General features: G+C 62.5%; 12 protein-coding genes. 3 read left to right on the top strand and 9 right to left on the bottom strand.

What is annotated here, in order from left to right; genetic code table 11:
- Positions 1 to 94 precede the first annotated feature (94 nt).
- From ACESMD_RS04350 to ccmA, 6 genes are read right to left on the bottom strand one after another with little or no spacing between them, the layout of a single operon-like run.
- Positions 95 to 2,098 (bottom strand): heme lyase CcmF/NrfE family subunit, encoded by a 2,004-nt coding sequence (locus ACESMD_RS04350; protein WP_372610680.1) that lies wholly within the window; start codon positions 2,096 to 2,098, stop codon positions 95 to 97.
- A gap of 11 nt (positions 2,099 to 2,109) precedes the next feature.
- Complete coding sequence (ccmE, locus tag ACESMD_RS04345; protein WP_372610678.1) at positions 2,110 to 2,625, bottom strand: cytochrome c maturation protein CcmE; 516 nt, start codon at positions 2,623 to 2,625, stop codon at positions 2,110 to 2,112.
- Complete coding sequence (ccmD, locus tag ACESMD_RS04340; protein ID WP_372610682.1) at positions 2,615 to 2,833, bottom strand: heme exporter protein CcmD; 219 nt, start codon at positions 2,831 to 2,833, stop codon at positions 2,615 to 2,617. The genes ccmE and ccmD overlap by 11 nt, the downstream gene beginning before the upstream one ends.
- Positions 2,834 to 2,865: 32 nt before the next feature.
- Positions 2,866 to 3,606 (bottom strand): heme ABC transporter permease, encoded by a 741-nt coding sequence (locus tag ACESMD_RS04335; protein WP_372610676.1) that lies wholly within the window; start codon positions 3,604 to 3,606, stop codon positions 2,866 to 2,868.
- Between the two features lie 14 nt (positions 3,607 to 3,620).
- Positions 3,621 to 4,361, bottom strand: coding sequence for a heme exporter protein CcmB (ccmB, locus tag ACESMD_RS04330; protein ID WP_372610674.1), 741 nt, complete (start codon positions 4,359 to 4,361; stop codon positions 3,621 to 3,623).
- Entirely contained in the window at positions 4,348 to 4,989 is a 642-nt protein-coding gene (ccmA, locus tag ACESMD_RS04325; RefSeq protein WP_372610672.1) for a cytochrome c biogenesis heme-transporting ATPase CcmA, read from the bottom strand. The genes ccmB and ccmA overlap by 14 nt, the downstream gene beginning before the upstream one ends.
- A 214-nt stretch (positions 4,990 to 5,203) precedes the next feature.
- Here ccmA and ACESMD_RS04320 point away from each other — a divergent pair, with 214 nt between their 5' ends.
- Positions 5,204 to 5,674, top strand: a complete 471-nt coding sequence (locus tag ACESMD_RS04320; RefSeq protein ID WP_372610670.1) for a LexA family protein — start codon at positions 5,204 to 5,206, stop codon at positions 5,672 to 5,674.
- A gap of 71 nt (positions 5,675 to 5,745) precedes the next feature.
- Here ACESMD_RS04320 and ACESMD_RS04315 read toward each other — a convergent pair whose 3' ends face one another.
- Positions 5,746 to 6,414: a GntR family transcriptional regulator gene (locus tag ACESMD_RS04315; protein WP_372610668.1), complete on the bottom strand. Its 669-nt coding sequence runs from the start codon at positions 6,412 to 6,414 to the stop codon at positions 5,746 to 5,748.
- Between the two features lie 166 nt (positions 6,415 to 6,580).
- On the opposite strand from ACESMD_RS04315, the gene ACESMD_RS04310 reads away from it, so the two are divergent.
- Both ACESMD_RS04310 and ACESMD_RS04305 read left to right on the top strand, forming a co-directional pair.
- Complete coding sequence (locus ACESMD_RS04310; RefSeq protein WP_372610666.1) at positions 6,581 to 7,150, top strand: chromate transporter; 570 nt, start codon at positions 6,581 to 6,583, stop codon at positions 7,148 to 7,150.
- Positions 7,150 to 7,680, top strand: a complete 531-nt coding sequence (locus ACESMD_RS04305) for a chromate transporter (RefSeq protein ID WP_372610664.1) — start codon at positions 7,150 to 7,152, stop codon at positions 7,678 to 7,680. The genes ACESMD_RS04310 and ACESMD_RS04305 overlap by 1 nt, the downstream gene beginning before the upstream one ends.
- 9 nt (positions 7,681 to 7,689) lie before the next feature.
- Here the strand turns inward: ACESMD_RS04305 and ACESMD_RS04300 are convergent, their stop codons facing one another.
- Positions 7,690 to 9,012, bottom strand: coding sequence for a sodium ion-translocating decarboxylase subunit beta (locus ACESMD_RS04300; protein ID WP_372610662.1), 1,323 nt, complete (start codon positions 9,010 to 9,012; stop codon positions 7,690 to 7,692).
- A 9-nt stretch (positions 9,013 to 9,021) separates the two neighbouring features.
- Entirely contained in the window at positions 9,022 to 10,845 is a 1,824-nt protein-coding gene (gene oadA, locus ACESMD_RS04295; RefSeq protein WP_372610660.1) for a sodium-extruding oxaloacetate decarboxylase subunit alpha, read from the bottom strand.
- Positions 10,846 to 10,958 lie beyond the last annotated feature (113 nt).

Raw genomic sequence — 10,958 nt, 5'->3', positions numbered from 1 at the left:
TCGCGATCGAAAGGGTTGATCGACAACCCCATGTAGAGGAAGGCGCCGAGACTCAGGAAGCCGACCAGCGGCAGCAACAGCAGAAGGCGACGCTTCATGTAGTGGCCTCCCGAGGCCTGCCGGCGATGGCGCGTTCCGGGTCGCGGGCCGTCACGGTGCGCCGATAGCGGCGGTCCACCACGGCCAGCACGCCCCCGGCGGCCATCAGCAGTGCGCCCAGCCACAGCCAGCGCACGAAGGGCTTGTACTGGAGGCGCATCGCCCAGCTGCCGTCCCCCAGGTCCTCGCCCATGGCCACGTAGAGGTCACGGAACAGACCAGGGCTCAGCGCGACCTGGGTCATCGGCATGCCCCGAGCGATGTAGAGCCGCTTCTCGGGAGTCATGGTGAAGGTACGCCGACTGTCGCCGCGGCGTACCTCTATCTCGGCGGCATCCGCCAGGTAGTTGGGGCCGCGGCGACTGACGAGCTCGGTCATGGTGAAGGTGTAACCGGCCACCTCGGCAGTGTCGCCCACGCCCATGCGCACGTTACGCTCGATGGCATAGTTGGAGACCACGGTCACGCCGATGATGGTCACCGCGATGCCCAGGTGCCCGAGGGTCATGCCCCAGTAGGCCAGCGAGAGGCGCTTGATACCGGCCAGGCGGCCAGCGGAGTGGCGCGTCTTGACCCAGAGATTGCGCGCCATGGGTAATACTATCCACAGCGCCGCTACGACACCCAGGCTCACCTTGAGGTTCCATTCACCCCGATAGAGCAGCGGCGCGACCGCACCGATGGCCAGGGCGACCAGACCGGCGAGCCAGCAGCGACGCAACAGATCTCGGCCGTCGGTCTGTTTCCAGTTCGCCTGCGGACCCACACCCATGAAGAGGCAGAGCACCACGGTCAGCGGAACGAAGAGCGCATTGAAGTAGGGTGGACCCACGCTGATCTTGCCCAGGTTCAGGGCATCCAGCAGCAGCGGATAGACCGTGCCCAGCAGCACCGTGACCGTGATGATCACCAGCAGGATGTTGTTGATCAGCAAGAGGGCATCACGGGACAGCCAGCTGAACCCCACCTGGTGGCTGACCCGTGGCGCGCGCAGGGCGAACAGCAGCAGCGACAGCCCCACGGTGATGCCGAGCAACGCCAGGATGAAGAGTCCGCGAGAGGGGTCATTGGCGAAGGCGTGAACCGAGGTGAGCACACCAGAGCGAACCAGAAAGGTGCCCATCAGCGACAGCGAGAAGGTGGTGATCGCCAGCAGCACCGTCCAGCTCTTGAAGGCGCCGCGTTTCTCGGTCACCGCCAGGGAGTGGATCAAGGCGGTACCGGCCAGCCAGGGCAGCAAGGAGGCATTCTCGACCGGGTCCCAGAACCACCAGCCGCCCCAGCCCAGTTCGTAGTAGGCCCACCAGCTACCCAGGGCGACGCCCACGGTGAGAAAGGCCCAGGCGATATTGGTCCAGGGCCTCGCCCAGCGGGTCCAGGCGGCGTCCAGACGACCACCCAGCAGGGCGGCGATGGCGAAGGCGAAGACCACCGAGAAGCCCACATAGCCCATGTAGAGCATCGGCGGATGCACGATCAGGCCGAAGTCCTGCAGCAGCGGGTTGAGATCGGCACCATCCTGGGGAACATTGGGCAGCAGTCGCTCGAAGGGGTTGGAGGTGATCAGCACGAAGGCCAGGAAGCCGACGCTGACCAGTCCCATCACGCCCAGGACCCTGGCAAGCATGTCCTGGGGCAGCTCCCGAGAGAATCGGCTCACGGCCAGGGTCCAGAGTGCCAGGATCAGGCTCCACAGCAGCACCGAACCCTCATGATTGCCCCAGACGGCGCTGGCCTTGTAATACCAGGGCAGCATGGAGTTGGAGTTGTTGGCCACATTGGCCACGCTGAAGTCGTCGAGCAGGTAGCTGGCGGTCAAACAGGCATAGGCGATTGCCAGGAAGAGGAACTGACCGGTGGCCATGGGTCTCGCATAGGCCATCCATAGCGGGCGGCGGGTCGCCGCACCGGCCAGCGGCACCACGGCCTGCACCGATGCCATCAGCAGGGCAATGATCAGGGCATAATGGCCGATTTCGGGAATCATCAGGGTCTGCATGGGCACTCCGCTCAATTGGTCCGGCCGTCGCCGCTGCCTTCCAGCCGGGCTCCGATCTTATTGCCCACCTCCTCGGCCTTGGCCTGGAAGTCGGCGGGAGAATAACCGGCCTCCTCCAGGGCCTGGGCCACTTCGGGGGGCATGTAGTTCTCGTCGTGGCGCGCCATTACCTGATCGGCACTCAACCAACCATCCGGCTGAAGCTCCCCGACCACCACCACACCCTGTCCCTCGCGGAAGAGATCCGGAAGGATGCCGCTGTAGCGAACCTCGAGATCGTCGACATAGTCGGTGACGGTGAACGTGACCTCGAGGCTCTCCTTGTCACGCGATACCGAACCCTCCCTGACCATGCCGCCGGCACGGATCTGGCGCTCGTAGGGAGCATCCCCGGCGGCGATCTGTACCGGGCTGAAGAAGAGATTGATGTTGCTGCGCAGGGCGAAGAGGGTCAGGCCCACGGCGATGGCCGCCAGTGACACCAGCCCCAGTACAACGAAAAGTTTCTGTCGACGCTTAGGTGTCATCGTGACGGGCAACTCCGTGTTGGGAAACCATGGAACACGACCTCTGTGACGGCTCAGGGTGTCCGCCGGTTCTCTGCTCACGACGAGATCGGCGCCGAAGGTGTCGCAACAGCAGCCGACGCTCGGTGCGCGCATGCAATACGCTCCCACCCAGCAGCAGGGCCGAGACGGCCCAGGCCGCCCAGACATAGGGGGCATGCCCTCCCATGGCAATGAAATCAGCGAAGGAAGCGAACGCCATTATCCGGCCTCCCCGATCAGTTCGCGGACCCAGCGCTTGTTGGCTTCACGCCGCAGTATCTCGCTACGCGTGCGCATCAGGGTCAGAGCGATGAAGAAACTGTAAAACCCCAGCACCATGATCAACAACGGCAGCCACATTTCCATGGGCATCGCCGGTCGCGAAGTGACACTAAAGGTGGCGGGCTGGTGAAGGGTATACCACCAGTCCACCGAATACTTGATGATGGGAATGTTGATCACGCCCACCATGGCGAGCACGGACGCCGCCCGGGAAGCGCTGTGACGGCTGGAGAAGGCCCCGCGCAGGGCGATGACGCCGAAATAGAGGAACAGCAGGATCAGCATTGAGGTCAGCCGCGCGTCCCACATCCACCAGGTGCCCCAGGTGGGCACGCCCCAGACCGCCCCGGAGAACAGAGCAATGAAGGTCATGGCCGCTCCCAGGGGGGCCATCACGGCGGCCGCCATGTCGGCGATCTTGATCTTCCAGACCATGAACACCAGACCGGCCGCTGCCATGGCAACGAAGATCGACTGGGCCAGAAAGGCCGCCGGCACATGCACATAGATGATGCGAAAGCTGTTGCCCTGCTGGTAGTCCGCAGGGGCGAAGGCCAGCCCCCAGACTGTGCCCACCCCGATCAACAGGGCCGCCGCCGTCCAGAACCAAGGCTGCAGGCGAGCACTGATGGCGTAGAACCACTGGGGGGATCCAAGCTTGTGTATGAAGGCCCACATGCCGTATCGATACCTCAACCGTTGATACTGATTCGTAGGGACGCCGCGATGGCCCAGGGGGCCAGCATCAGGGCCACGGCCAGCAGGGCGCCGAGGATGGCCAGATGCGCCGAGACGCCATCACCGAGAATCGCCGACTGAACGGCACCGGCGCCGAAGATGAGCACCGGGATATAGAGTGGCAGCACCAGCAGCGACAACAGAACGCCACCCCGGGAGAGCCCCACGGTCAGGGCGGCCCCGATGGCCCCGATCAGGCTGAGGCTGGCTGTCCCCAGAGCCAGCGACAGCGCCAGAACACCATGACTCCCGGCCGGTAACGACAGCATGAGCCCAAGTACAGGGGCCATCAGCGAGAGCGGCAGGCCCGTCATGAGCCAGTGTACCGCCACCTTGGCGAGCACCAGCGCCGGCAACGGCTGGGGCGAGAGCAGCAGTTGCCCCAGGGAGCCATCCTCGAAATCACTACGGAACAGGCTGTCCAGGGAAAGCAGGGCCGCCAGCAGCGCCGCCACCCACAGCAAGCCCGGCGCGATGGTCGCCAGCAGGTCCGGGTCCGGCGAAATGCCGATCGGGAAGAGGGTGATCACCAGGGCAAAGAACACCAGGGGATTCATCACCTCGCTTCGCCGACGCAGCAGCAAGATCAGGTCACGCTTCAGGGTCGCACGCAATGCGACCACCAGGCCACGACGAGGTTCCCCTGAGACCCGGGCCCCTTCTTCTTCGACCATCGGGGCTTCAGTGCCGGGCATCATCACCTCCCTGCCCCAGATGGATGCGGCGAAGCTCGAGTGACCTGAGTTCGTGGTGAGTCGTCACCAGCACACAGCCTCCCGCACGGGCATGTGATTGCAGCTGTGCTTCCAGGGCCAGGACACCCTGGTGGTCGATGGCGGTAAAGGGCTCATCCAGCACCCATAACGGCCGCGGGGTCAGAACGAGCCGGGACAAGGCGATGCGACGCTGCTGGCCCGCAGACAACTGCCCTGCCGGGATATCCTCGAAACCGAAAAGGCCTACGCTCTCCAGTGCATCCAGGCGAGCGGCTTCATCATCAGTGTCCCCCGCCATCGCCTGGTACCAGGCAAGGTTCTCCAGGGCCGTAAGCGCGGATTTCACTCCAGGGGCATGCCCCAGGTAGAGCAGACTGGACAGGAAATCGGTCCGGGCACGGTCCATGGGGAGGGCGTTCCAGAAGAGCTCACCCTGGTAGTCCGCCAGTTGGCCGGAAAGGATCTTCAACAGGGTCGTCTTGCCGCTGCCGTTGGGCCCTTCTATCCTCACGATCTCGCCGGCATGGATATCCAGATCGAGCCCTTCGAAGAGCCAACGATCATCCCGTTCACAGGCAAGGTTTCGTGCTTGGAGACGCAGGGTCAAGGCACTCTCCGGGGATGGGTCATGACGCCGGGAACTCTACACGGAAAGGGCATTTGCCGCCAGTCCCGACGCTGCGTCAGTCAGTCGCGGTTGACCTCGATCAACTCCCGGGGGTTGCGGGATACCTTGCGTCTTACGGGGGTCCTGCTATGCTCAACTGGTACTGTATGAATCGACAGGGTATATTTTCTTCCGCCGCCAGGAGAGACGCACCATGCCAAGGGGCACACCGGAATTCCTGAATCGCCGTCCCAATCTGCCCATCGCCGAGTCCTGGGAAACCATTCCCGGGGATAACCTGATCGAGATCCCCTTCCTGGGACAGGTTTCCGCAGGACTGCCCATCGAGGCCTGCCTGGATGGCGACAGCCTGCATGTCCCGTCGCGCATGGTACGTCGCAATACCTATGCCTTGAGGGTCCGGGGTGACTCCATGATCGATTGCAACATCTTCGACGGAGATGTGATCATCATCGAACGTCAGGAGAGCGCCGAGAACGGGGAAACCGCCGTAGTGATGATCAACAATCAGGAGGTCACCCTGAAAAAGCTCTATATCGAGCGCTCAGGGGTACGCCTGCAACCCGCCAATGCCAGCATGGCGCCGATCTACCTGAAGAACAGTGACATCCAGGTGCTGGGGCTGGTCATGGGCGTCGTGCGCCAGACGGAGATGGCCGCCTGACAAGTGTTGCGGCACCGACTAGCTGCCAGGAAGACTGGCGACAGAGCGAGTGGGAACCCGGAAGCACCTGCCTAAACGCGATTACCGAAGCCACCCAGGGCCACTTCGTAGGAACGTCGGATGTGATCGTCCATCAATTCCCTGGCGCCCCGGGCATCACGCTGCAGGGCCAGTTCCACCAGTTCTTCATGCTGTGCGTCCAGCACTCGTCTGATCTCGGGTACCTCCGGGGCCATGCGCCGGTAACGATCGAATTGATCGTGCAACTGTTCGATGAAACGCAGTAACCACACCGAGCCGCAGGGTGCCAGCAGGGTCCGGTGAAAGCGACCGTGAAGCAGTTCCCATTCGTCTACCTTCTCCGGCGCCATATCGGCACGCTTCAGGCGATGCGCCGCGGCCAGCACTTCGGATTCCCACTCGTCATCTCCATGGCGAATCGCTCTCTCCAGAGCCATGCATTCGAGTTCGCGGCGCATCTCCGAGACGTCATCGAGCTCTTCGCGATCCAGGCAGGGCACCCGGAAACCTCGCTGATTCTCCTGGATCAGCAACCCATAGGCCGCCAGCCGATTGAGCGCCTCCCTGAGCGGGCTGAGCCCCACCTCGTACTGCTGCTTGAGTGCACTGATGGCCACCTTCTCGCCCGCCTCGAACCGACCGTTGACCAGGTCCTGGCGCAGGATATCGTAGATGCGACTCGAGGTCGTGGGACTGCCCCTACGTGGATGGGTATCCATGGTGACTCCTTTTCTCAATGAGAGAAAAATAAAAAAACCACCTTGACGCAACTTGCCAGAGCAGTCTATCTTTCAGAATAATCGATTTAACCACAATAAATATATATATGAACACCAAATCTATTAGCAATCACAGCAAGCGTAGCGTCTTCCAAGGGGTTGCTCCATGACGACATCGAGCGGCCAACGCCTGGCCGATCTGTTCTGGGCCTTCACTCGCATCGGCCTGTTGGGGTTCGGTGGCGGCCCCGCCATGATCCCGCTGATTCGCCAGGAAGTGGTCAAGCGTCACAACTGGCTCGATGACGATGAATTCGCCGACATCCTCGCCATCGGCAACACCCTGCCAGGCCCCATCGCCACCAAGATGCCCGGCTATATCGGGTATCGCGTCGCCGGTATCGGCGGTTGCATCATCGCCGTGGCCGCCGTGATCCTGCCGATGATCGCGGCCATGATCGCCCTGCTGGGCATCTTCAGTCGCTATCGCGACGTTGCCTGGATACGCGGCATGGGGCAAGCGGTGGTGCCCGTCGTCATGGTGATGATGGCCCAGTTGACCCTGGACTTCTGGAACAAGTCTCAACTGGCCCTGGGCTGGCTGGTCAGCCTGGTGATGATTGTGGTGGCAGGGGGGTTGATCTATGTCCTGGGCGTCCACCCGGGCTGGGTGATCGGAGCACTGTTGATCACCGCCCTGCTTCGCCCTGTCACGCCCGGTAAGGAGACCAGCTGATGAACTACTGGGAATTGTTCCTCGCCTTCTTCATTCCCAACATCATCGGCTATGGCGGTGGTCCGGCCATCATTCCGCTGATCGAGACGGAAGTCGTTGGCCGATACGGCTGGATGAATGCCCAGGAATTCGCCGAGACCCTCGCCCTGGGCAATGCTCTGCCCAGCCCGATCGCCACCAAGATGGCCGGTTACGTGGGTTACGACGTAGCGGGCATGGGCGGGGCCACAGTGGCGGTATTCGCCACCGTCGTGCCCACCCTGCTGCTGATGCTCGGCGCCCTGGGCCTGCTCTACCGCCACCGGGAGTCACCGCGGGTGAAGCGCATGAGCCAGTGGGTGCGGCCGGTAATCGCCCTGATGATGGCCTGGCTGACCCTGGGCTTCCTGATCGAAGGCATCGAAGGCGCCGGAATCGTCCACACCCTCCTGATAGCCATCGCCTCGGCCATCGCTCTGCTGAGATTCAAGACCCACCCGGCCTTCGTGGTCATGGCCGCTTTGATTTATGGAGGACTCTTCCTCGGATGATCGAGTCTCTCACCCCAGGTACTTGATCATCACCCCGGCGGCTACCGCCGAGCCGATGACGCCGGCCACATTGGGCCCCATGGCGTGCATCAAGAGGAAGTTGTGGGGGTTGGACTCCAGCCCTACCTTGTTGGCCACCCGCGCTGCCATAGGCACCGCCGAGACACCGGCAGCCCCGATCAAGGGGTTGATCGGCATCTTGCTCATGACGTTCATCAGCTTTGCCATGAGAACACCCGCGGCGGTGCCGATGCCGAAGGCGATGATGCCGAGCCCCAGGATTCCGAGTGTTTCAAGGGAGAGGAAGCTGTCCGCCATCAGCTTGGAACCCACCGAAAGGCCCAGGAAGATCGTCACGGTATTGATCAACGCATGCTGGGCGGTGTCGGAGAGCCGTTCGACCACGCCGCACTCACGCATCAGGTTGCCGAAGCAGAACATCCCGAGCAGGGGCGCGGCATCCGGTAGAAACAGCACTACCAGCATGAGCAACAACAACGGGAAGACGATCTTTTCCAGCCGAGACACCGGCCGCAGCTGGCTCATGGTGATCTCGCGCTCGCGCCGCGTGGTCAACAGCTTCATGATCGGCGGCTGGATCAACGGAACCAGCGCCATGTAGGCATAGGCCGCCACGGCGATGGCACCCAGGAGTTCCGGCGCCAACACGCTCGAAACATAGATCGAGGTGGGGCCATCGGCACCACCGATGATGCCGATCGCCGCGGCCTGGTTGAGCGAGAAATCCATCCAGCCCATCGCCGACATGCCGACCGCCCCGAGCAGGGTCGCGAAGATACCGAACTGCGCCGCCGCGCCCAGGAAGAGGGTGCGGGGATTGGCCAGCAGTGGACCGAAGTCGGTCATGGCACCCACACCCATGAAGATGACCAGGGGAGCGATCCCCGAGGCAATGGCCACGCTGTAGAACTGGTAGAGCATGCCATGGGCATAGCCTGAATCCATGGCGATATCGTTGGCGGCCCGGATCAGCGTCGAAGAGGTGTCACCATGCAGCACCTCGGCGAGCTCATGACGCCAGGCCTCGATCCCCGCTGCCGGGTCGAGGGCGAGCTGCAGGGCCGATGCCATCTGTTCCAGCACACCGGGGCGAGCCAGGTGTAATGCCTGCTCGGCGGCGGAAAGAGCCAGACCCGCCTCGGGAATGTTGGCGAGGATGCCGCCGAAGCCGATCGGAACCAGCAACAGCGGCTCGAACTTCTTGTAGATGGCCAGGTAAAGCAGCCCCAATCCGACAAGGATCATCACCGCCTGGCCCGGGCTCAGGTTGTAGAGTCCCGAGCCGTGCCAAAGTACCAGTAGTTTCTCCATGGGATACCCTTAAAGCGCGATCAGGATGTCACCGACGGCAACGCTGTCGCCCTCGCTGACCTTGATGGCGGATACCTTTCCGGCACAGGAGGCCCGCACTTCGGTCTCCATCTTCATCGCCTCGAGGATGATCACCACGTCACCTTCCTTGACGCTATCCCCTTCACGCACATTGACCTTGAAGATATTGCCGGCCAGCGGGGCGGTGATCGATTCACCCGAGGGTGCCTCGGCAGTCGTCTCGTCGGACTTGGCGCTGTGCTGCTCGGCGACCTGACTGATATCGCCGCCTTCGGCGACCTCGACCACATAGGCCTTGCCGTTGACCTTGATGGTATAGGTCTCGGGGCCCTCGGAAGGCCTCGGGGTCGCGGGTACCTTGGCGCTGCTGGTTGCCGGAAGCGTGTCGCTGGCAGCTTCCTTCAGGGCAGCCTGGGGGGCCGGCTCGAAGGCCTCCGGATTGTCTCGGTTCTTGAGAAATTTCAACCCAATCTGCGGAAAGAGCGCATAGGTCAGCACATCATCGATCTCGCGATCGCCTTCGGCCAGGCGAATGCCCTCCTTCCCGGCCCGGGCCTTGAGCTCCGCGGAAAGGCTGTCCATCTCGGGCTCGAGCCTGTCAGCCGGGCGACAGGTGATCGGTTCACCCCCTTCCAGCACGCGTGCCTGCAGTTCCTTGTTGAACGGTGCCGGGGCGGCGCCGTATTCCCCCTTGAGCAGCGCCTGAACCTCCTTGGAGATCGAGCCATAGCGTTCGCCCATCATCACGTTCATCACTGCCTGGGTGCCGACGATCTGGGAGGTCGGGGTAACCAGCGGGATAAAGCCAAGATCTTCCCGCACCTTGGGAATTTCCCGGAGCACGTCGTCGAGCTTGTCGCCGGCGCCCTGCTCCTTGAGCTGTCCTTCCATGTTGGTCAGCATGCCACCCGGCACCTGGGCGATCAGGATGCGCGAGTCGATGCCTCGCAGCGAGCCCTCGAAGGCCGCATACTTCTTGCGCACCTCGCGGAAATAGGCAGCAATGTCCTCGAGCAGCTCCAGGTCGAGACCCGTATCGCGTTCGGTGCCCTGAAGAATGGCGACCACCGATTCCGTGGGGCTATGGCCATAGGTCATCGACATGGAGGAAATCGCCGTATCGACATTGTCGATACCGGCCTCGGCGGCCTTGAGGATGGTCGAAGTGGAGAGGCCGGTCGTCGCGTGACAATGTAACTGGATGGGAATATCCAGGACTGCCTTGAGCTTGGTGACCAGTTCGAAGGCGTCATAGGGCTTGAGCAGGCCGGCCATGTCCTTGATCGCCAGCGAATCGGCGCCCATGTCGGCGATGGTCCTGCCAAGTTCGACCCAGCCGTCCAGCGTATGAACAGGACTCACCGTATAAGAGAGCGTGCCCTGGGCATGCCCGTCGACCTGGCGGACGGCATGGATGGCGCGCTCGAGGTTGCGCGGGTCGTTCATGGCGTCGAAGACGCGGAAGACATCGATGCCATTGAGCTTGGCGCGCTCGACAAAACGCTCGACCACGTCGTCGGCGTAGTGGCGATAGCCGAGCAGGTTCTGCCCACGAAGCAGCATTTGTTGCGGGGTGTTGGGCATGACTTCCTTCAAGGCACGAATGCGTTCCCAGGGATCTTCCCCGAGATAGCGAATACACGCATCGAAGGTCGCACCGCCCCATGACTCCAGTGACCAGAAGCCGACCTTGTCGAGCTTCTCGGCGATAGGCAACATGTCATCCAGCCGCATTCGGGTAGCAAAGAGCGACTGGTGGGCGTCTCGCAATACTACATCGGTGATCCCCAGGGGAATTTGGCTCTGGCTCATGGTCATGACCCTGTCGTTGTCAGAAGTTAATCAATGGGCGAGTTGCCTCAATGGCGCCGTCGAAAGCGATGCAGTGCCGCACCGATGACCACCATCAGGTGATCGTCTTCATC

The sequence above is a fragment of the Halomonas sp. genome, assembly GCF_041689495.1.
Taxonomy (GTDB): Bacteria; Pseudomonadota; Gammaproteobacteria; order Pseudomonadales; family Halomonadaceae; genus Halomonas.
The sequence above is the reverse complement of the archived record's forward strand: the minus strand, read 5'-3'. Positions and strand labels throughout refer to the sequence as shown.

What these genes read in the sequence shown, in the direction of transcription:
- ACESMD_RS04350 (WP_372610680.1), bottom strand. Translation starts at nt 2,098, where the DNA reads ATGCAGACCCTGATGATTCCCGAAATCGGCCATTATGCCCTGATCATT.
- ccmE (WP_372610678.1), bottom strand. Translation starts at nt 2,625, where the DNA reads ATGACACCTAAGCGTCGACAGAAACTTTTCGTTGTACTGGGGCTGGTG.
- ccmD (WP_372610682.1), bottom strand. Translation starts at nt 2,833, where the DNA reads ATGGGAGGGCATGCCCCCTATGTCTGGGCGGCCTGGGCCGTCTCGGCC.
- ACESMD_RS04335 (WP_372610676.1), bottom strand. Translation starts at nt 3,606, where the DNA reads ATGTGGGCCTTCATACACAAGCTTGGATCCCCCCAGTGGTTCTACGCC.
- ccmB (WP_372610674.1), bottom strand. Translation starts at nt 4,361, where the DNA reads ATGCCCGGCACTGAAGCCCCGATGGTCGAAGAAGAAGGGGCCCGGGTC.
- ACESMD_RS04320 (WP_372610670.1), top strand. Translation starts at nt 5,204, where the DNA reads ATGCCAAGGGGCACACCGGAATTCCTGAATCGCCGTCCCAATCTGCCC.
- ACESMD_RS04315 (WP_372610668.1), bottom strand. Translation starts at nt 6,414, where the DNA reads ATGGATACCCATCCACGTAGGGGCAGTCCCACGACCTCGAGTCGCATC.
- ACESMD_RS04310 (WP_372610666.1), top strand. Translation starts at nt 6,581, where the DNA reads ATGACGACATCGAGCGGCCAACGCCTGGCCGATCTGTTCTGGGCCTTC.
- ACESMD_RS04305 (WP_372610664.1), top strand. Translation starts at nt 7,150, where the DNA reads ATGAACTACTGGGAATTGTTCCTCGCCTTCTTCATTCCCAACATCATC.
- ACESMD_RS04300 (WP_372610662.1), bottom strand. Translation starts at nt 9,012, where the DNA reads ATGGAGAAACTACTGGTACTTTGGCACGGCTCGGGACTCTACAACCTG.
- oadA (WP_372610660.1), bottom strand. Translation starts at nt 10,845, where the DNA reads ATGAGCCAGAGCCAAATTCCCCTGGGGATCACCGATGTAGTATTGCGA.